Origin of the sequence: Streptomyces sp. NBC_01317 (assembly GCF_035961655.1) — a bacterium.
In the GTDB taxonomy this organism is placed as follows: domain Bacteria; phylum Actinomycetota; class Actinomycetes; order Streptomycetales; family Streptomycetaceae; genus Streptomyces.
Map to the genome: position 1 here is coordinate 2,767,811 of NZ_CP108393.1, position 20,466 is coordinate 2,788,276.

Below are 20,466 nucleotides of genomic sequence, written 5' to 3' on the forward strand. Positions count from 1 at the left end.
CGGCGGTCCTTTCGACGGCCCGTACGGCGGACAGCGCGGCGGACCCCGGACAGGACCGGGCGGCCGGCCCAAGCATCCCGGCCGGCGCGCCGGGGTCCCGGAGAAGACGGGGCTGCGCCCCTTCTCCATCAAGACCAAGCTCGGCACGCTGGTGGTCGTCTCCGTCTTCATCACCACCGGCCTGCTGATGGTGGCCCTCCGCACGGAGACCGAGCTGCGCTTCATCACCGTCTTCTCGGTGATCGCCACGCTCCTCATCACCCAGTTCGTGGCCCACGGCCTCACCGCGCCCCTCGACGAGATGAACACCGTCGCGAAGGGCATATCGCACGGCGACTACACCCGCCGGGTCAGCGGCATCGACCGCCGCGACGAGCTGGGCGACCTCGCCGCCACCATCAACCGCATGGCGGACGACCTGGAGGCCGTGGACCGGCACCGCAAGGAGCTGGTCGCCAACGTCTCGCACGAACTGCGCACCCCCATCGCGGCGCTGCGCGCGGTCCTGGAGAACGTCGTGGACGGCGTGTCCGCCGCCGACCCGGAGACGATGCGCACCGCCCTGCGGCAGACGGAACGGCTGGGCCGGCTCACCGAGACGCTGCTCGACCTGTCCAGGCTCGACAACGGCGTGGTGACACTCAGGGCCCAGCGCTTCGAGGTGTGGCCGTACCTGTCCGGCGTACTCAAAGAGGCCAATCTGGCCGCGTCGCAGCGCGCGCTCAGCTCCGGGTCCGGCAACCACACCCGTACGGACGTCCACCTCCATCTGGACGTCTCGCCGCCGGAACTGACCGCGCACGCGGACGCGGAGCGCCTGCACCAGGTCGTCGCCAACCTCATCGACAACGCGGTCAAGCACAGCCCGCCGCACGGACGGGTGACGGTACGGGCCCGGCGCGGCCCCCGCCCCGAGTCGCTGGACCTGGAGGTCCAGGACGAAGGTCCCGGGATACCGGAGGCCGAACGGCACCGCGTCTTCGAGCGGTTCAACCGCGGCAGCGCGCCCTCGCCGCACGGTCCTGGCAGCGACGGGGGCACCGGTCTGGGGCTGGCGATCGCCCGCTGGGCGGTCGATCTGCACGGCGGGCGCATCGGTGTGGCCGAATCCGCACGCGGCTGCCGGATACGCGTCACTCTTCCGGGAATTCCCCAGCCCCGGGATTGACGTAGAGTTCGGACTTGTAAGCGCACGATCTCCGGGTACGGAGTCGGGGACGGGCGGACTGCGGGCCGCGGACCCGCCGTAGCCGGGCACAGTGCTTCACGGGCGCTCTCCCGGCGAGGCGAACCGGGCTTGTTTCCCGCCATTTCATACGCTGAAACCTGCCGTCAGATGTGACTTGCACGACGATGGCCCGCCTGGCCTGCACCTGGGGGCCCGGTTAGGCGTAGCCTTGATTCCCGCTGTCCATCACCTTGTGAAGCGGAAGAGGGCGGTTCACGCCGTGTCGTCTCAGTCCCCCAGTAAGCCGAGTATCTCGACCGATGAAGACGGGCAGGGGAAGAACCCCGCCGCCGCCTTCGGCGCCAATGAATGGCTCGTCGACGAGATCTACCAGCAGTACCTCCAGGACCCGAATTCGGTCGACCGCGCCTGGTGGGACTTCTTCGCCGACTACAAGCCGGGCACGCCCGGTACGGCGGACAAGCCGGCGGAGACCGCCGCAGCGGGAGCTGCGGTGACCCCGGCCTCCACACCGGCGGCCGCCCCGACCCCGACAGCCACCCCGGCACCGCAGGCCACGGCACCGGCACGGCCCGCCGCGGCACCGGCGCAGGCCCCGGCCGCCGCTCCCGCCCCGCAGGCACAGCCCGCGCAGGCACCGGCCCCGGCCGCCGCCGCTCCCGTACAGCAGGCACAGCAGGCACAGCCCGCGCCCGTGACCACCGCGCCGGTCACCCCGAAGCCCGCGACGGCCCCGGCCGCGGCGAAGCCGTCCACGAACGGCAACGCCCCCGCCGCGCCGGCCGCCGCCGAAGGCCCGGAGTACGTGACGCTGCGCGGCCCGTCCGCCGCGGTCGCGAAGAACATGAACGCGTCGCTGGAGCTGCCCACGGCCACGTCCGTGCGCGCGGTCCCGGTGAAGCTGCTGTTCGACAACCGCATCGTCATCAACAACCACCTGAAGCGCGCGCGGGGCGGCAAGATCTCCTTCACGCACCTCATCGGGTACGCGATGGTGCAGGCGCTCAAGGCCATGCCGACGATGAACTACTCCTTCACGGAGAAGGACGGCAAGCCGACCCTCGTCAAGCCCGAGCACGTCAACCTGGGCCTGGCAATCGACCTGGTGAAGCCGAACGGCGACCGCCAGCTCGTCGTGGCCGGCATCAAGAAGGCCGAGACGCTCAACTTCTTCGAGTTCTGGCAGGCGTACGAGGACATCGTCCGGCGCGCCCGTACGAACAAGCTGACGATGGAGGACTTCACCGGAGTCACCGCGTCGCTGACCAACCCCGGTGGCATCGGCACCGTCCACTCCGTGCCGCGCCTGATGCCCGGTCAGGGCCTCATCCTCGGCGTCGGCGCGATGGACTACCCCGCCGAGTTCCAGGGCACCTCGCAGGACACCCTGAACAAGCTGGGCATCTCCAAGGTCATGACGCTGACCTCGACGTACGACCACCGCGTCATCCAGGGCGCCGCCTCCGGCGAGTTCCTGCGCATCCTCAGCCAACTGCTGCTCGGCGAGAACGACTTCTTCGACGAGATCTTCAAGTCGCTGCGGATCCCGTACGAGCCGGTCCGCTGGCTCAAGGACATCGACGCCTCCCACGACGAGGACGTCACCAAGCCCGCCCGGGTCTTCGAGCTGATCCACTCCTACCGGGTCCGCGGCCACGTCATGGCCGACACCGACCCGCTGGAGTACCGCCAGCGCAAGCACCCCGACCTGGACATCACCGAGCACGGGCTCACGCTGTGGGACCTGGAGCGGGAGTTCGCGGTCGGCGGGTTCGCCGGCAAGTCCATGATGAAGCTGCGCGACATCCTGGGCGTGCTGCGCGAGTCGTACTGCCGCACCACCGGCATCGAGTTCATGCACATCCAGGACCCGAAGCAGCGCAAGTGGCTCCAGGACCGCGTCGAGCGCCCGCGCGGCAAGCCGGAGCGCGAGGAGCAGCTGCGGATCCTGCGCCGGCTCAACGCCGCCGAGGCGTTCGAGACGTTCCTCCAGACCAAGTACGTGGGCCAGAAGCGCTTCTCGCTGGAGGGCGGGGAGTCCGTCATCCCGCTGCTGGACGCGGTCCTCGACTCCGCCGCCGAGGCGCGCCTGGACGAGGTCGTCGTGGGCATGGCCCACCGCGGCCGCCTCAACGTCCTCGCGAACATCGTGGGCAAGTCGTACGCGCAGATCTTCCGCGAGTTCGAGGGCAACCTCGACCCGAAGTCGATGCACGGCTCCGGTGACGTGAAGTACCACCTGGGCGCCAGCGGCACCTTCACCGGCCTGGACGGCGAGCAGATCAAGGTCTCGCTGGCCGCGAACCCCTCGCACCTGGAGGCGGTCGACCCGATCCTCGAAGGCATCGCCCGCGCCAAGCAGGACATCATCAACAAGGCGGGCACGGACTTCACCGTCCTGCCCGTCGCGCTCCACGGCGACGCGGCCTTCGCGGGCCAGGGTGTGGTCGCCGAGACGCTCAACATGTCGCAGCTGCGCGGCTACCGCACCGGCGGCACGGTCCACATCGTGATCAACAATCAGGTCGGCTTCACCGCCGCCCCGGAGGCGTCCCGCTCGTCCATGTACGCGACCGACGTCGCGCGCATGATCGAGGCGCCGATCATCCACGTGAACGGTGACGACCCGGAGGCGGTCGTCCGCGTCGGGCGGCTGGCGTTCGAGTTCCGCCAGACGTTCAACAAGGACGTCGTGATCGACCTCATCTGCTACCGCCGCCGCGGTCACAACGAGGGCGACAACCCGCAGTTCACCAACCCGCAGATGTACAACCTGATCGACAAGAAGCGCTCGGTGCGCAAGCTCTACACCGAGTCGCTCATCGGTCGCGGCGACATCACGCTGGAAGAGGCGGAGCAGGCGCTCCAGGACTTCCAGGGCCAGCTGGAGAAGGTCTTCGCGGAGGTCCGCGAGGCCACCTCGCAGCCCGCCCCGACCCATGTGCCGGACGCCCAGGCGGAGTTCCCGGTCGCGGTCACCACGGCCGTCTCCCAGGAGGTCGTCAAGCGGATCGCCGAGTCGCAGGTCGCCATCCCCGACACGGTCACCGTCCACCCCCGCCTGATGCCGCAGCTCCAGCGCCGCGCGTCGTCCGTGGACGACGGCACGATCGACTGGGGCATGGGCGAGACCCTCGCCATCGGCTCGCTGCTGATGGAGGGCACGCCGGTCCGGCTGTCGGGCCAGGACACCCGGCGCGGTACGTTCGGCCAGCGCCACGCGGTCCTGGTCGACCAGGAGACCGGCGAGGACTACACCCCGCTGCTCTACCTGACCGACGACCAGGCCCGGTACAACGTCTACGACTCGCTGCTCAGCGAGTACGCGGCGATGGGCTTCGAGTACGGCTACTCCCTCGCGAGGCCGGAATCGCTGGTCATGTGGGAGGCGCAGTTCGGTGACTTCGTCAACGGCGCGCAGACGGTCGTCGACGAGTTCATCTCCTCGGCCGAGCAGAAGTGGGGCCAGACGTCCGGCGTCACCCTGCTGCTGCCGCACGGGTACGAGGGCCAGGGCCCGGACCACTCGTCCGCGCGCCCCGAGCGCTTCCTCCAGATGTGCGCGCAGAACAACATGACGGTCGCCATGCCGACGCTGCCGTCGAACTACTTCCACCTGCTGCGCTGGCAGGTCCACAACCCGCACCACAAGCCGCTGATCGTCTTCACCCCGAAGCTGCTGCTGCGTCTCAAAGCGGCCGCGTCGAAGGCGGAGGAGTTCACCACCGGCGGCTTCCGCCCGGTGATCGGCGACACGGCGGTCGCGGCGGGCACGGTCGATCCGGCCGCGGTGCGCAAGGTCGTCTTCTGCGCCGGCAAGGTCTACTACGACCTGGAGGCCGAGCGGCAGAAGCGCGGTTCGACGGACACGGCGATCCTGCGCCTGGAGCGGCTGTACCCGCTGCCGGGCCAGGAACTCCAGGCGGAGATCGCCAAGTTCCCGAACGCCGACAAGTACCTGTGGGCCCAGGAGGAGCCGGCGAACCAGGGCGCGTGGCCGTTCATCGCGCTCAACCTGATCGACCACCTGGACCTGGCGGTCGGCGCCGACATCCCGCACGGTGAGCGTCTGCGCCGCATCTCGCGGCCGCACTCCTCGTCCCCGGCGGTCGGCTCGGCCAAGCGCCACCAGGCGGAGCAGGCCCAGCTGGTCAACGAGGTCTTCGACGCCTGACCTCTGGTGGTACGGCCCTGAGGGCCCGGCCCGCGAGCACGTCTCGCGGGCCGGGCCCTCAGCCGTTCTCCGCTCCCCCGCAAGGTCGTTACGCTGGTCGTATGTACTTCACGGACCGTGGGATCGAGGAACTGGACAAGCGACGCGGCGAGGAGGAGGTCACCTTCGCCTGGCTCGCCGAGCAGCTGCGCGTCTTCGTCGACCTCAACCCGGATTTCGAGGTGCCGGTGGAGCGGCTGGCGACGTGGCTGGCGAGGTCGGACGACGAGGACGACGAATAGAGGAGCCGCCGCCCCGCCTTGACTTCCCATAACCACGATATATCGTGTCTCACAGGAGACGCGATATGTTGCGTCATGTCCGGCCCCGGGAGGTCAGCACCATGGAGTGGTCCGTCTCAGAGCCGAGGAAACTTGTCTTCGACGACCCGGTCACGGCGCTCAGCGTGCGCATCGTGGACGGCACGGTGAACGTCGTCGGCACGGACGGCGCGGCCCACCTGGAGATCTCCGGGATCCAGGGGCCCCCGCTCATCGTGACCCAGGAGGGCTCGACGCTGACCGTCGCGTACGAGGACCTGCCCTGGAAGGGCTTCCTCAAGTGGCTGGACCCGCAGGGCTGGCGCCGCAAGGCCGTCGTCTCGGTCGCCGTCCCGGCCGGGGCGGCCGTCGAGGTCGGGGTGGTGAACGCGGAGGCCGTGGTCTCGGGGATCCGGGGGCGTACGGACGTACGCGGGGTCACCGGCGCCACCACGCTCGTCGGCCTCTCGGGGCCGGTCAGCGCGGAGTCCGTCTCCGGCGGCCTGGAGGCCCAGGCGGTCAGCGGCGACCTCCACTTCCAGTCGGTCTCGGGCGACCTGACGGTCCTCGACGGCGCGGGTTCCTCCGTACGCGCCGAGTCGGTCAGCGGTGACATGGTCATCGACCTGGACCACTCGGGGCGCCCCACGGAGATCCAGGTCGCCACGGTCTCCGGCGAGGTCGCGATCCGGCTGCCGCACCTGACGGACGCGCAGGTGGAGGCGAACACGGCGAGCGGCAGGGTCTCCAACGCGTTCGACGACCTGCGGGTCGGCGGGCGGTGGGGGTCGAAGAACATCACCGGCACGCTGGGGGCGGGCACGGGGAGCCTCAAGGCGACCACGGTGTCCGGCTCGATCGCGCTGCTGCGGAGGCCGGCGGCGGAACCGTACGACTCCCCCGCCGCACCCCCGCCCCCGGCGCCGGCCGCCCCCGCCGCCACGAAGGAGCTCTGACATGCCCCCGGTCTTCGCCCACGGACGACTCCGCCTCTACCTGCTCAAGCTCCTGGACGAGGCCCCGCGCCACGGCTACGAGGTGATCCGGCTGCTGGAGGAGCGCTTCCACGGCCTGTACGCCCCCTCCGCGGGCACGGTCTACCCACGCCTGGCCAAGCTGGAGGCCGAAGGCCTGGTCACGCACGCCACCGAGGGCGGCCGCAAGGTCTACTCGATCACGGACGCGGGACGCGCGGAGCTGGCGGGCCGCAGCGGTGAACTGGCCGACCTGGAGCTGGAGATCCGCGACTCGGTCTCCGAACTGGCCGCGGAGATCCGCGACGACGTACGGGGCGCGGCGGGGCAGTTGCGCAGCGAGATGCGGGCGGCGGCGTCGGAGAATCGCCGGGCGTCCTCCAAGGCCGGCGGCTCCGACGAGGCCGCCGCCCCCGGCGACTGGTCGGCGGCGAAGGAGGAACTGCGGCGCGCGCAACAGGGCTGGAAGGAACAGGCCCGCCGGGCGAAGGACGAGTCCCGCCGGGCCCGCGAGGACGCGCAGCAGGCGCGTCGGCAGGCCAAGGAGGCGCAGGAGACGGCGCGGCAGGAGATGCAACGGATCGCGAAGCAGGTCCAGGACCAGGTGCAGGGGCACTTTGCGCGGGGCGACTGGCCTACGGGGTTGCGGGAGGGGTTGTCGGAGCTGACGGGTCAGCTGCGGGGGGTGTACGGGGGCTCGGGCGGCCCCGGCCCGGGCGGCCCGGGCGCGACGGCCTCGAAGGACCGGGCGGACGTGAACGACGTGGCCACCTCCGCCGGCTGGGGAGGGGACACCACGGGCACGGGCGACCCGGCCCGCGACCTGGACCGGCTGCTGGACCGCTTCCGCGACGACGTCCGCGATGCCGCGCGGGACAATGGGGTGACGGAGGCGCAGCTGGGGGAGGCTCGGCGGCACTTGTCGACGGCGGCAGCGCATATCGCTGCGCTGCTTCGGCCGGGTGCGCGCTGAGGTCCTTGTTGTCCTCAATCGCCGGACGGGCTTTGTTTGTGCGTCTGCCCGGTGCGCGGGCGCGGCTTACTGATTGTCCTCAATCGCCGGACGGGCTTGATTGTGCCCGCTGCGGCCCGGTGGGCTGGGTGCGGGTTGTTGCCGGGGGCCGGGCAGGGGTCGTGTCCTGCACTGCATGTTTTACGTCGCGTTCGGCGGGTCGTTCAGTTCACCGGGGCCATGCGACACAAAACACGCTCTACGTTCCGGACACGACCCCTGCCCGTCCCCCTCCCAGGCCCGCGCTCAAGACAACCCCAGCCCGTCCGGCGATTGAGGACGTTGGTAAGCGGCACCGTCCACCGGGCAGAGGGAGGCGCCCCGGGCGGCCGGGGTCGTTGCGTCTCCCGGCGGCGTGAGGGGGGTGGGGTCGGAGGAGGTGCGTGTGTCCGGACGTAAAGCGTGTTTTGTGGCGCATGGCTACCGGTGAACTGGACGAGTTCCTGAGGCGCCGTAAAACATGCAGTCCGGACATACGTACCTCCGCAGGCCCCGCCCCCCGTCACCACGACAAACCCAGCCCGTCCGGCGATTGAGGACAAGCAGTAACCCGCGCCGGACAACGGGCAGACGCCACAAACAAGCCCGTCCGGCGATTGAGGACAAACAGGAAGCGCAACGGACGACGGGCGAGAGGCAAAAGACAGGGTCAACGCGCATCGCGGAAACGGCGGCGGTCTCCGGCCGGGGACGGCGTGAGCACGATCTTCCCGAACTGGCTCCCCGCCTCCAGCTTCCCGAAGCCCTCCCGCGCCCGCTCCAGCGGCAGCACCTCGTCGATCACCGGCCGTACGCCCGTCAGCGCGCAGAACGAGAGCAGATCCTCCAACTCCTCCTTGGACCCCATCGTCGAGCCGACGACCTTGAGCTCCAGGAAGAAGATCCGGGTCAGCTCCGCGTGGGCCGGCGCGTCGCCGCTCGTCGCGCCCGAGATCACCAACGTGCCGCCCCTGCGCAGGCACTTGACGGAGTGCGACCAGGTCGCCGCCCCGACCGTCTCGATGACGGCGTCGACCCGCCGGGGCAGCCGCGCGCCCGGCTCGAAGACCTCCGCCGCGCCCAGTTCGAGGGCCCGCGCCCGCTTCGTCTCGTCGCGGCTGGTGGCGTAGACCCGCAGCCCGGCAGCGCTGCCGAGGGCGATCGCGGCCGTGGCGACCCCGCCGCCCGCGCCCTGGACGAGGACCGAATCCCCGGGCCGTACACCGGCGTTGGTGAAGAGCATGCGGTACGCGGTGAGCCACGCGGTCGGCAGGCAGGCGGCCTGCTCGAAGGTCAGCTCGGGCGGCTTGGGCAGGACGTTCCAGGTGGGTACGGAGACCTGCTCGGCGAAGGTCCCCTGGTAGCGCTCGGTCAGGATGGAGGGCGTCTCACGCGGCCCGACACCGTGCCCCGTCGCTCCGATCACCGAGTGGACGACCACCTCGTTGCCGTCCTCGTCGACACCGGCGGCGTCGCACCCGAGGATCATCGGCAACCGGTCGGCGGGCAGACCCACCCCGCGCAGTGACCAGAGGTCGTGATGGTTGAGGGAGGCGGCCCGTACGGTCACGGTGGTCCACCCGGACCGCGCACCGGGCGCCGGGCGCTCCCCCAGCTCCAGGCCGTTCAGCGGGCGGTCACGGTCGATGCGGGCTGCGTAGGCGGCGAACATGGCCCTGACGATAGGGCGGCGGCCGGGCGCGGCGGAACCGGAACGACGTGTGACACGGGCCGCGTCACGCGCAGGACGCGCGGCGCGGCCCCGTCGTACCGCTCAGCTCAGCGCCGCGCCACGCCCTCCGCCCGTGCCGCCGCGGCCACCGCCGCCGTCACCGCCGGGGCGACTCGCGCGTCGAACGGGGACGGGATCACGTAGTCCGCCGCCAGTTCGTCGCCCACGACGTCCGCCAGCGCGTTCGCCGCCGCGAGCTTCATGCCCTCGGTGATCCGCGACGCGCGCACCTGGAGGGCGCCCGCGAAGATCCCGGGGAAGGCGAGGACGTTGTTGATCTGGTTCGGGTAGTCGCTGCGCCCGGTGGCCACCACCGCCGCGTACTGGTGCGCGATGTCGGGGTGGACCTCGGGGTTCGGGTTGGCCATCGCGAAGACGAACGCCCCCGGCGCCATCGAGGCGATCGCGGGCTCCGGGACCGTACCGCCCGACACGCCGATGAACACGTCCGCGCCGGACAGCGCGGCGTCCAGCGAACCGGAGTGGCCCGCCCGGTTGGTGATCTCGGCCAGTTCCCGCTTGACGTCGGTCAGGTCGTCGCGGTCGATGCTGACGATGCCCTTGCGGTCGGCCACGGCCACGTCACCGATGCCGGCGGCGAGCAGGAACTTGGCGATCGCCACGCCCGCCGCGCCCGCCCCGGAGATGACGGCCCGCAGGTCCCCGAGGGTGCGTCCGGTCAGCTTGGCCGCGTTGTTCAGCGCGGCGAGGGTGACGACGGCCGTACCGTGCTGGTCGTCGTGGAAGACCGGGATGTCCAGCCGCTCCTGGAGCCTGCGCTCGATCTCGAAGCAGCGGGGCGCCGAGATGTCCTCCAGGTTGACCCCGCCGAAGGACGGCGCGAGCCGCACGACGGTCTCGATGATCTCGTCCGTGTCGGTGGTGGCCAGCGCGAGCGGCACGGCGTCGACCCCGCCGAACTGCTTGAACAGAATGGCCTTGCCCTCCATCACGGGCAGCGACGCCTCCGGGCCGATGTCACCCAGCCCCAGCACCGCCGTCCCGTCCGTCACGACGGCGACGACCTGCGACTTCCAGGTGTAGTCGTGGACGAGTTCCGGGTTCTCCGCGATCGCGCTGCACACCTTCGCCACTCCGGGCGTGTACGCGAGGGACAGATCGTCCTTGTCGCGGACCGGCACCGTCGCCCGGATGGCCATCTTGCCCCCGCGGTGCAGCGCGAAGACGGGATCGAAGGGCTCGTCGGGCGTGCTCTCCGTACCTCCGGGGACATCCGCGACGTCCGTACCCCCCGAAACACCCCCGGGGACGCCCCCTGCTCCCGCCACCCTGTCCGTACCGTTCGCGCTGCGAGGATTGACGATCTCCGCTGCCATTTCTGTGACCCCTTAGGTCTTCATCAGTTGAGGGTGTCCACTCCTGGTCGAGGAGGGGTGGGTGAACACCGCGTACGCGCCCCGGCCCGGCGGTTCGGCCGGCCGGGCCAGGGGGTGGTACGTACGCGCGGGCGCGCCGCACACGCGCCCCGGGCCCCGGATGCGGGGCGTAAACGTCCTTCATACCGGACGGACAACGCCGTCTGCGACTCCACACCGACGCGGTGACATGCCTCATAACCGAAAATGTGGACACCTGCGGCGGACCGCGCGAATCACGCGCACAAGCCGGTACGAACGGGAGATTTTCCGGTCGGAAAGAGACAACTCGGCAAATGGTCCCGCCGTGATGGGCGGGGCGAACGGGGTGAGGGTGAGTCCCGTTACCCGATTTTGACATGACTGGTCCCCTGAACGGGTCAGTCCGAATGGCAAGATGCCTCTCATCACACACCGTTGCGAAAATCGAAGGTGTGTGCCAGCCGGATTGTCCCGTCTTTATGGCGGTTCATCACCCGCCCGACCCGCCGGAGGATTCTCATCATGACCGCTAGCACCACACGTCGTACGACCGCCGCGAAGTCCCGGATCGCCGCGGCCGGCGCGATCGCGGTCGCGGGCGCCATGCTGCTGACCGCCTGCGGCGACCAGACCGACAGCGGCAAGAAGGACAGCACCGCGTCCGCCGACACCAACAAGGCGCCGCTCTTCGACCAGCTGCCCAAGACCATCCAGGACAAGGGTGTCGTCAAGGTCGGCTCCGACATCGCGTACGCGCCGGTGGAGTTCAAGGACAAGTCCGGCAAGACCGTCGGTATCGACCCGGACCTCGCCGACGCGCTGGGCAAGCAGCTCGGTGTGAAGTTCGAGTTCGAGAACGGCACCTTCGACACCCTGGTCACCGGGCTGCGCGCCAAGCGCTACGACATCGCCATGTCCGCGATGACCGACACCAAGGACCGTCAGGAAGGCGTCGAGGACGGCAAGAAGGTCGGCGAGGGCGTCGACTTCGTCGACTACTACACCGCCGGCGTCTCGATCTACACCCAGAAGGGCAAGAACCAGGGGATCAAGACCTGGGACGACCTCTGCGGCAAGAAGATCGTCGTGCAGCGCGCCACCGTCTCGGAAGACCTCGCCAAGGACCAGGCGAAGAAGTGTCCGGCCGGCAAGAAGCTCGCCATCGAGTCCTTCGACAACGACCAGCAGGCCCAGGTACGGCTCCGCTCCGGCGGCGCCGACGCCGGCTCCTCGGACTCCCCGATCGCCGCGTACGCCGTGAAGACCTCGGGCGGCGGCAACGACTTCGAGCTGGTCGGCGACACCGTCGAGGCCGCTCCGTACGGCATCGCGGTCGCGAAGGACAACAAGGAGCTCTCCGCCGCGCTCCAGGCGGCGATGAACGCGATCATCAAGAACGGCGAGTACGGCAAGGTCCTCGCCAAGTGGGGCGCCGAGTCCGGCGCGGTCACCGAGGCCAAGCTCAACGGCGGCTCCTGACCGGACGTTCCCGACTGTCCCCGCCGGGGCGTTCCGAGCGAATGTCCCGGCCGGGCGTCCCGACCGGACATCCGGCGCTGAGAGGCAACACCTGTGACTGCTGACATCGAAAAGGCGGGGCCCGTCGACACGCCCCCCGCCGGGCCCGAGGCCATCAAGGCGATCCCGGTCCGGCACTACGGCCGCTACGTCTCCGCCGTGGTCGCCGTCGCCCTGCTCGTCTCGCTCATCTACGCCTTCTCGCAGGGCAAGGTGAACTGGGGCGCCATCCCCGACTACTTCTTCGACGGCCGGATCCTGTCCGGGGTCGGCAACACCCTGCTCCTCACCGTCCTGGCGATGGTGATGGGTGTGGTCGGGGGCGTGATCCTCGCGGTCATGCGCCTGTCGAAGAACCCGGTGACGTCGTCCATCGCGTGGTTCTACATCTGGTTCTTCCGCGGTACGCCCGTCTACGTACAACTGCTGGTCTGGTTCAATCTCGGACTGGTATTCGAGTACATCAACCTCGGCCCGATCTACAAGGACTACTGGTCCTCGTTCATGACGCCGTTCCTGACGGCGCTGCTGGGCCTCGGCCTCAACGAGGCCGCGTACATGGCGGAGATCTGCCGGGCCGGCCTGCTCTCGGTCGACGAGGGCCAGACCGAGGCGTCGCACGCGCTGGGCATGAGCCACGGCAAGACGCTGCGCCGGGTGATCATCCCGCAGGCCATGCGGGTGATAGTGCCGCCCACCGGCAACGAGGTCATCAACATGCTGAAGACGACGTCGCTCGTCTCGGCGGTGCAGTACACCGAGTTGCTGAGGACGGCGCAGGACATCGGGACCACCTCGGGCGCGGCGGCGGAGATGCTCTTCCTCGCGGCGGCCTGGTATCTGATCCTGACCACGGTCTTCAGCGTCGGGCAGTTCTACCTGGAGCGGTACTACGCGCGTGGTTCCAGCCGCTCGCTGCCGCTGACGCCGTTCCAGAAGGTCAAGAGGAATCTGGCCGGATTCAGCACTCGTACGGGAGCCGCCGCATGACCGCCATGGTGAGGGCGGAGGGCGTCCACAAGTCCTTCGGCGCCGCGCACATCCTCAAGGGGATCGACCTGGAGGTCGCCCCGCGGGAGGTCTTCTGCCTGATCGGCCCGTCCGGTTCCGGCAAGTCGACGTTCCTGCGGTGCATCAACCACCTGGAGCAGATCAACGCCGGGCGGCTGTCCGTGGACGGGGAACTGGTCGGCTACCGCCAGAAGGGCGACAAGCTGTACGAGCTGAAGGACAGCGAGGTCGCCAGGAAGCGCCGGGACATCGGCATGGTCTTCCAGCGCTTCAACCTCTTCCCGCACATGACGGCGATCGAGAACATCATGGAGGCGCCGGTCCAGGTGCGCGGCGAGACGAAGGCCGTGGCCCGCGCGCGGGCCGTACGGCTGCTCGACCGGGTGGGCCTGGGCGACAAGGCCGCGAGCTATCCGGCGCAGCTGTCCGGCGGCCAGCAGCAGCGGGTGGCGATCGCGCGGGCCCTGGCGATGGAGCCGAAGCTGATGCTCTTCGACGAGCCGACGTCGGCGCTCGACCCGGAGCTGGTGGGTGATGTCCTCGACGTCATGCGCGGGCTGGCGGAGGAGGGCATGACCATGATCGTGGTTACCCATGAGATGGGCTTCGCGCGGGAGGTCGGGGACGCGCTGGTGTTCATGGACGACGGGGTGGTGGTCGAGTCGGGGCACCCGAGGGACGTCCTGACGAACCCTCAGCACGACCGTACGAAGTCGTTCCTGTCGAAGGTGCTGTAGCGGGCGGTACGGGCGTCTCCGTACCGGAAGGCACGAAGACGCCCGCGGCGTCCCTACCTCAGGGCGAGGACAAGGCTGTCGGACGGCGAGGACCACACCGTCCGCGCCTCCGCGAAGCCCGCCTCGCGCAGCGTGCGCGCGTGCCAGGCCGCGGTGGGGGTGTCGCCGTCCGCGTGTTCGCCGTAGATACGGAAGCGCTCGGCGGTCGGTTCCGCCAGGACCGGGTCCTTGGCGGCGACGTCCCACCAGTCGGCCCAGTCGAGGGCCCCCTCGGCCTTCGCGCGTTCCATCGCGGCATGGCGGTGGGCGCGCTCGGCCGCGTTGATACGGGGGGTGTCGTCGGCCGGCATGTGGTCCGCGTTCATGAAGACCCCGCCCTCCCTGACGACGCCGGCGAGCTGCCCGTACAGCACCGCGAGCGGTTCGCTGTGGAGCCAGTGCAGGGCGGTGGCGGTGAGGACGGCGTCGTACGGTCCCGCCGGCAGCAGCCCCGGCCAGTCCGGGTCCTTGAGGTCGGCGGTGACGAAGGTGACGCGGTCGTCCCCGGCGAAGGAGCCGCGGGCGATGGTGAGCAGCGCCGGGTCGAGGTCGACACCGGTGCTCGTGGCGCCGGGGAACCTCCGGAGCAGCCGGTCGGTGATACTTCCCGTACCGCACGCGAGGTCCAGCACCCTCGGTTCGGGGCCGACGAGGGCGTCGACCATGTCCAGCATCACCCGGAAGCGCTCCTCGCGGTCGGGCATGTACCACTCCTGCTGGCGGTCCCAGCTCTGCTGCCAGTCCGTCCAGTCGGCGTCGACAAGCGACATGAAACTCCCCATCCACGCATCCGTAATACCCTGACAGGGCGACGAACCATTACAACTTCGGCCCGTCACTCCCTCTTCCGACGAACCAACCTAGACCGCAGCCGTAAGGACTACAAGTGGAACTGGCCTCTTACTCGGACTACGCCGTGCGCCTGGTCAACACCGAGGAGCCGGCCCGTGGCACGGACACGCTGACCTCGGTGGACGACATCCGTGCCCTCTTCGGCGCGAGCACCCAGCTGGCCCGCAGGGCGACGGAGGCGGACCTCACGCGTTTCCGGGCGGTACGGGCCCGGCTGCGCGCCGTCTTCACGGCGGCCGACGAGGGCGAGGGCGCCCGGGCGGTCGACCTGCTGAACTCGCTGCTGCTGGAGTTCCCGGTCAGCCCGCAGGTCTCCGGGCACGACTTCCTGGACGAGGAGGGGCGCCCGCGCTGGCACATGCATCTGGCGGAGCACCCGTCGAACGCGACCGCGGGGTACGCGGCGACGGCGGCGATGGGGCTGGCCTTCCACCTGACCGGGTTCGGCGTGGACCGGCTGGGGCTGTGCCAGGCCGCGCCGTGCCGTAACGCCTATCTGGACACCTCGACCAACCGCTCGCGCCGCTACTGCTCGGACCGCTGCGCGACGCGGGCCAACGTGGCCGCCTACCGGGCGCGCAAGCGCCTGGAGACGGAGCGGTCGGCGAGCACCGGCCTCAGCGCCGAGACCAGCCACGAGACGGTCCCGAGCACGGACCGCTGACCGTCCGCCGGCGGCCGGTACCTGGCCCGCACCCGCCCCAGCAGCAGCTCCTCGGGTACGGCGCCGAACACCCGGCTGTCCCCCTCGGCGCCCGGGTTGTCCCCGAGCACCCACCATCCGCCGTCGCGCCGCTCCACCAGCCGCTTCACGATGAGCAGGTCTTGCTGGAGCGGGTGCTTGAGTACGGCCACGTCGCCGGCCCGGACGGGGGCGCGGTAGTGGACGAGGAGCTGGTCGCCGTGCCGGAGGGTCGGGTACATGGACGGCCCGGTCACTTCCGCGATCCCCAACGGCGCTCTCGGCTCACGCTCGTGCTCCGTCATCCCGACACCCTCCCGGTCCCGCGGTCCGTTCCGCCGCCTGTCCCATTTTGGCCCCGGACTTTTGTCCTAAGCCCATGGGGGCACTCGCGAAATCACGCTTCTCACGGAGTAATGTCCCACCTGAGAAGACGATCACGAGGAAGGACAGCTCCATGCTCTCCCGCCTGTTTGCCCCCAAGGTGAAGGTCAGCGCCCACTGCGACCTCCCCTGCGGCGTGTACGACCCCGCCCAGGCCCGCATCGAAGCCGAGTCGGTCAAGGCCGTCCAGGAAAAGATGGCCGCCAACGACGACGCACACTTCCAGGCCCGCGCGACGGTCATCAAGGAGCAGCGCGCCGAGCTCGCCAAGCACCACGTGTCGGTGCTCTGGAGCGACTACTTCAAGCCGCCGCACTTCGAGAAGTACCCCGAGCTCCACCAGCTGGTCAACGACGCCCTGAAGGCCCTCTCGGCCGCCAAGGCCTCCAAGGACCCGGCGACGGGCCAGAAGGCCCTGGACTACATCGCCCAGATCGACAAGATCTTCTGGGAGACGAAGAAGGCCTGACCCGCCCATGGTCACGCCCCACCCCCGCACCCGCCCCGCAGCCCGCCCCGATCCCGGCGTGGCTGAGGGTGCGGGTGCGGTCTTGTTCCCCGGGCGATCCCGTTCCACCCGCCGGACGGGCCGGCGGGAGATCTTTCTATGCTCCTGATCATGACAAGATCCGCAGCCGAGGTGATCGACCAGTGCCGATCGGACTTCGGCCCTCCCCCGCGCTCCTTCGGGTGGCGTGAGCGCAGGCGTCTCCGGATACCCAGGCTTCCGTGGTCATTTCCTTCCGACGACCCTCTGCGGGAGATCAATCGCCGGCAGGACTGTCTGCTTCAGGAAGGGCGGGTGGTCTGGGCCGCCCTGGTGCAGGCCAACGTGCTGCTGTTCCGGCCGGGGAGTGGCGACCACCCGGCGGAGGTGGTCTACGGACCGGACCCGAAAGCCTTCGACGACTGCCCCGACAGCCTGTCGGGTATCGCGCGGTCGCTGTTCTCACTCAAGGGAACGGAGCAGTACGACCCGGAATTGCAGGTGTTCTCGGACCATCTCGCCGATGAGATGGAACGGACGATGCGCATGCCCGTTCCGCGGAAACTGGCGGGGAACGAGACGGTCCACATCACGTGTGTCATCGTCGCCCGCCGGCATCTGCCCGAGCAGGTGCTCCACGGATCTATTTTCCCCCTGCTCATCCACCCCGAGAAGACCGACGTGACCATGATCCTGCCGAGCCGTTACTGGCCCGAGGACCTGCCCGAGGCGGTTCAAAAGCCCTTCTGAGAAGGCCCGGTGACGGATACCTCACCCCCTGCGGCCCCGAGCGTGTCCGCTAAGGAGGGAGGTCTCCACACCTGTTCCGGGATATCCCTCCGCGGCCATTCTCCCGGCCGCGCGGCGACCACCAGGCCGGTAGGCGCGGGACTGCGGCGGAAGGCCGCACCCGTGTTCCGGGTGCGGCCCTCTCAGGGTCAGGGCGTGGTGATCAGGTCGATCGGGGGGACCGTCACCTTGCGGGCTCCTGTTTTGCCGGTCAGGAGTACCTTGCGCAGCGCCACGTTGTTCTTGAGGTTCGTTTCTTGCAGGCGGTGTTCGGGGTTGGCGATGACCTCGATGTAGTACGTGCCGTTCGGCAGGTCGGTGACGTCGAAGGACTGGCCGGGGCGGTACTGGGTGTACGTGTCACCGGAGCCCACGTCGAGTACCTCGCGTACCGAGATCGAGTTCTGCTGGCCGCACGCGGTCGACAGGTCCGTGTTGTTGGGGTGCCAGTTGGCGTTCTTCACCGTGTAGTCGATGGCGTCCGTGTTGGCGAGGCAGAACGCCTCCTTGCCGCTCCGTACGATCTCGGACTTGTCGGCGCTCAGGAGGCGGTAGCTGGCGAAGTCGGTGAAGTGCCAGTGCTCGTGGCCCACGCGGGGGTCCCACTCCATCGTGCCGGTGGGCGTGTAGCCGACCTGCTTGCCCGTGGCGTCGTAGAAGTACTGGTACGCGTCCATCAACTCCTTGCCCGGGCTGCGGAATCCGTCCACGACCAGGGGCGCGGGGCCGGCGTTCCAGACGTTGGCGCTGAACACCATGTAGTCCTTGCCGGGGATGTCGCCGTCCTCCCCGTCGGAGATGCCGATGTCCCAGGCCGGCAGCGAGCGGAGGTCGGGCTTCGGTACGTCGGGCACCTTCGCCGCGCCCGTCGGGCGCTTCGTGTTGGGCTTGAGGGCGGGCGCGATGCGCGAGCCGTCGGTGTGTCCCGGGCCGTCGCCCAGGTGCGTGAGGGCGCGCGGGCCGATCGCGTGGGGCCGGGCGGGCGGGGTGGGGGCGTCGGCTCCGCGGCCGTTGCTGTAGATATGGGCGGGGGCTGTGTTGTCCATGTCGCTCATGTCGTGGCCCTGCATGGCGGAATTGTGGGCGGAGCGGGCGGAGCGGCCCGAGCCCGTCGCCGACCTCGCCGCGCCCTCGCCCCCGTCGCCCTGCTCCCGTACCGTCACCTTGATCGTCTGCGGCTTGTTCGCGATGCCCAGCAGGTCGCGGTACTTCTTCGCGACCGAGACCGTGGCCGTGTAGCTGCCGGCCGCCAGATCGACCGGCTCGGAGTAGTAGCCGTTGCTGGTGTTCGACGCCCAGCCCTTCTCCACACCCCACACCGAACCGAGCGTGAACGGGTTCGTCGGGCAGCTCTCCGGATACTTCGAGGTGGCCGGGGCGTCGGGGCGGATGCGCCCGGACGCGTTGTTCGGGCAGAACGGGTCGCTGGTCTTCACGACCTGCTTGCCCGCCGCGTTCTTGACGGACACCTCGATGAAGCCCGGCAGCCCGGAGAAGTCCTTGACCAGCCCGGTCGGCAGCCGCTTCGTCCGCGTCTTCTTCCCGTCGTGGATCACCTGGTCGGCGACCACGGGGGTCTTGTACGACGCGCGCGTCACCCTGAATTCGAGGGGGCCGCCGTCGACGGTGACGTACGCGCCGAGGTCCAGGTAGACCCCGGGTTCGCCCTCCCACCGGTCGAGGGTCACGCTGCTGGAGGCGGCGATCAGGCTGATCTTCGGACCGGCGGGCGCCGCCGCCCCGGCGACGGGCGCGGCACCTGCCACGCCCGCGACCACGGCGAGGGCGGCGGAGGCGGCCAGCGCCGGCCGCCCGAAACGATTGTGGTGAGCTCTGGTCATCGGTTCCTCGTCTGCGAGTGCCACAGTGGCATCGGACCTGTGAACACCCTGTGAGATCGGGGGCGCGCCGCCTCGGGTTGCCTGACGCCCTCGAAAGTCACCCATCGTTGGCCGGAACCTGCCCTTTGAGCGGAAATCAGGCCATTGTCGGGCCGATGGGAGCCGCCCATATCCCTGGATGTGGTATTTATCCACCCGCGCGGGCACGGGCGCGCGCACGCGGGATCCGGCGCGACCACCTACACGGTCGTGGCGACGACGTCGTCCGGACCGCGTCCGAGCGCCGCCGCGCGGTCGTCGGATTGGCCGGCACCCGCGCGGTCCGCGCGGCAAGGGTAGTCCGGCGGGGGGACAGGCCGGGGACGGCGCCAAAGACCCGTTCCGGCCCCGGCACCCCCTACGCCGCCGGCGCGTGCAGCAGCGGGCTCTTGTGGTGGGTCAGCCACTGGCGGTAGCCCACCGCTCGCAGGGCCGCCTCCCGGTACGCCGCCTCCAGGTCCGCGTACACCTCGTCCGCCATGGACCGGATGCCCGCCGGGCGTTCCCCGGCGCCGGGGATCGTTCCCGGGCGCGAGAAGAGTTGGAGCCGTACCGCCAGCGGATCGTCCCGCAGCGGGCGGATCGCCATGTCGTCGCGCGGGCCAGACGTGGGCTGGCACGGGGCGACCGCCTCGCCGACCGCGATCAGCGTCGCCGCCGTGAGGTAATCCCCGTGCAGGACCGCCGGGTTGATGCCCGCCGCGACCAGGACCCGGCGCAGGCCGTCCCATTCGCCGTCCACCGTCGGGTCGACCACCCAGCGGTCCCCCGCCAGGTCGGCCAGTTCCACCACCGGGCTCGCGGCGGCCGGATGGTCGCGGGCCATGGAGACGAACTGCGGTTCACGCTCGACCAGTACGCGCCGCTCCAGGCCCTCCGGGACCGTCAGCGGGCAGCCCTCCACCTCGTGCACGAACGCCACGTCCAGCCGCCCCGCCGCGACCATCCGCAGCAACGCCCCGGCCGAGACGTCCATGTGGAGCGAGATGTCCGTACCGGGCAGCCGGCCCCTCAGCCGCCGCAGCCAGCCGCCGAGCGCCCGGCTCGCGGTCGAGCCGATCCGCAGCCGGGGGCCGGCCGCCAGGTCCGCGGCGGCCCGCGCCTCGGAGACCAGCGCCGCCATCCCGTCGACCAGCGGCCGGGCGCGGCTCAGCACCGAATGGCCCAGCGGAGTGGGCCGGCAGCCGGTGCGTTCGCGGGCGAACAGCTCGGCCCCGAGCGCGTTCTCGATCCGCCGCAACTGGGTCGTCAGCGACGGCTGGCTCATCCCCAGCTGCCGGGCCGCCTTGCGCAGACTGCCCGCTTCGGCGATGGCACACAGGGCACGCAGATGCCTGACCTCCAGCTCCATTCCCGAAGAGTAGAGCGGG

General features: G+C 70.1%; 17 protein-coding genes. 11 read left to right on the forward strand and 6 right to left on the reverse strand.

Features of this window, described 5'->3' with window-relative positions; translation table 11 throughout:
* Positions 1 to 112: 112 nt before the first annotated feature.
* From OG349_RS11560 to OG349_RS11580, 5 genes are all read left to right on the forward strand, one after another.
* On the forward strand, positions 113 to 1,168 hold the full coding sequence (locus tag OG349_RS11560; RefSeq protein WP_327238534.1) for a HAMP domain-containing sensor histidine kinase: 1,056 nt from the start codon (positions 113 to 115) through the stop codon (positions 1,166 to 1,168).
* Between the two features lie 280 nt (positions 1,169 to 1,448).
* A complete protein-coding gene (locus OG349_RS11565; protein WP_327234530.1) occupies positions 1,449 to 5,363 on the forward strand; it encodes a multifunctional oxoglutarate decarboxylase/oxoglutarate dehydrogenase thiamine pyrophosphate-binding subunit/dihydrolipoyllysine-residue succinyltransferase subunit in 3,915 nt (1,304 codons plus the stop codon).
* 101 nt (positions 5,364 to 5,464) lie between these two features.
* Complete coding sequence (locus tag OG349_RS11570) at positions 5,465 to 5,644, forward strand: DUF6104 family protein (protein WP_327234531.1); 180 nt, start codon at positions 5,465 to 5,467, stop codon at positions 5,642 to 5,644.
* A 65-nt stretch (positions 5,645 to 5,709) separates the two neighbouring features.
* On the forward strand, positions 5,710 to 6,618 hold the full coding sequence (locus tag OG349_RS11575; RefSeq protein WP_327234532.1) for a DUF4097 family beta strand repeat-containing protein: 909 nt from the start codon (positions 5,710 to 5,712) through the stop codon (positions 6,616 to 6,618).
* Position 6,619: 1 nt separating this feature from the next.
* On the forward strand, positions 6,620 to 7,609 hold the full coding sequence (locus OG349_RS11580) for a PadR family transcriptional regulator (protein WP_327234533.1): 990 nt from the start codon (positions 6,620 to 6,622) through the stop codon (positions 7,607 to 7,609).
* A 688-nt stretch (positions 7,610 to 8,297) separates the two neighbouring features.
* On the opposite strand, the gene OG349_RS11585 is transcribed toward OG349_RS11580, so the two are convergent.
* Positions 8,298 to 9,299, reverse strand: coding sequence for a zinc-binding dehydrogenase (locus OG349_RS11585; protein ID WP_327234534.1), 1,002 nt, complete (start codon positions 9,297 to 9,299; stop codon positions 8,298 to 8,300).
* A gap of 107 nt (positions 9,300 to 9,406) precedes the next feature.
* The gene (locus OG349_RS11590) at positions 9,407 to 10,696 is read right to left on the reverse strand and encodes an NAD(P)-dependent malic enzyme (RefSeq protein WP_327234535.1); all 1,290 of its coding nucleotides are present in this window, start codon (positions 10,694 to 10,696) and stop codon (positions 9,407 to 9,409) included.
* A 543-nt stretch (positions 10,697 to 11,239) separates the two neighbouring features.
* Here OG349_RS11590 and OG349_RS11595 point away from each other — a divergent pair.
* From OG349_RS11595 to OG349_RS11605, 3 genes are all read left to right on the forward strand, one after another.
* Positions 11,240 to 12,196, forward strand: coding sequence for an ABC transporter substrate-binding protein (locus OG349_RS11595; protein WP_327234536.1), 957 nt, complete (start codon positions 11,240 to 11,242; stop codon positions 12,194 to 12,196).
* Positions 12,197 to 12,289: 93 nt separating this feature from the next.
* Positions 12,290 to 13,225 (forward strand): amino acid ABC transporter permease, encoded by a 936-nt coding sequence (locus OG349_RS11600; protein ID WP_327234537.1) that lies wholly within the window; start codon positions 12,290 to 12,292, stop codon positions 13,223 to 13,225.
* Positions 13,226 to 13,230: 5 nt separating this feature from the next.
* Entirely contained in the window at positions 13,231 to 13,983 is a 753-nt protein-coding gene (locus tag OG349_RS11605; protein ID WP_327238535.1) for an amino acid ABC transporter ATP-binding protein, read from the forward strand.
* 53 nt (positions 13,984 to 14,036) lie between these two features.
* Here the strand turns inward: OG349_RS11605 and OG349_RS11610 are convergent, their stop codons facing one another.
* The gene (locus OG349_RS11610; protein ID WP_327234538.1) at positions 14,037 to 14,792 is read right to left on the reverse strand and encodes a class I SAM-dependent methyltransferase; all 756 of its coding nucleotides are present in this window, start codon (positions 14,790 to 14,792) and stop codon (positions 14,037 to 14,039) included.
* Positions 14,793 to 14,908: 116 nt separating this feature from the next.
* On the opposite strand from OG349_RS11610, the gene OG349_RS11615 reads away from it, so the two are divergent.
* Complete coding sequence (locus OG349_RS11615; RefSeq protein ID WP_327234539.1) at positions 14,909 to 15,538, forward strand: CGNR zinc finger domain-containing protein; 630 nt, start codon at positions 14,909 to 14,911, stop codon at positions 15,536 to 15,538.
* On the opposite strand, the gene sodX is transcribed toward OG349_RS11615, so the two are convergent.
* The gene (gene sodX, locus OG349_RS11620; RefSeq protein ID WP_327234540.1) at positions 15,442 to 15,861 is read right to left on the reverse strand and encodes a nickel-type superoxide dismutase maturation protease; all 420 of its coding nucleotides are present in this window, start codon (positions 15,859 to 15,861) and stop codon (positions 15,442 to 15,444) included. The two genes, OG349_RS11615 and sodX, sit on opposite strands and share 97 nt — an antisense overlap.
* A 152-nt stretch (positions 15,862 to 16,013) precedes the next feature.
* Between sodX and sodN the strand changes: the two genes are divergently transcribed.
* On the forward strand, positions 16,014 to 16,409 hold the full coding sequence (gene sodN / locus OG349_RS11625) for a superoxide dismutase, Ni (RefSeq protein WP_327234541.1): 396 nt from the start codon (positions 16,014 to 16,016) through the stop codon (positions 16,407 to 16,409).
* Between the two features lie 333 nt (positions 16,410 to 16,742).
* Positions 16,743 to 17,177, forward strand: a complete 435-nt coding sequence (locus OG349_RS11630; RefSeq protein WP_327234542.1) for a hypothetical protein — start codon at positions 16,743 to 16,745, stop codon at positions 17,175 to 17,177.
* 188 nt (positions 17,178 to 17,365) lie between these two features.
* Here the strand turns inward: OG349_RS11630 and OG349_RS11635 are convergent, their stop codons facing one another.
* Together OG349_RS11635 and OG349_RS11640 are read right to left on the reverse strand one after the other, a co-directional pair.
* Complete coding sequence (locus OG349_RS11635; RefSeq protein ID WP_327234543.1) at positions 17,366 to 19,057, reverse strand: lysyl oxidase family protein; 1,692 nt, start codon at positions 19,055 to 19,057, stop codon at positions 17,366 to 17,368.
* A 397-nt stretch (positions 19,058 to 19,454) separates the two neighbouring features.
* Entirely contained in the window at positions 19,455 to 20,447 is a 993-nt protein-coding gene (locus tag OG349_RS11640; protein ID WP_327234544.1) for a LysR family transcriptional regulator, read from the reverse strand.
* Positions 20,448 to 20,466: the final 19 nt, after the last annotated feature.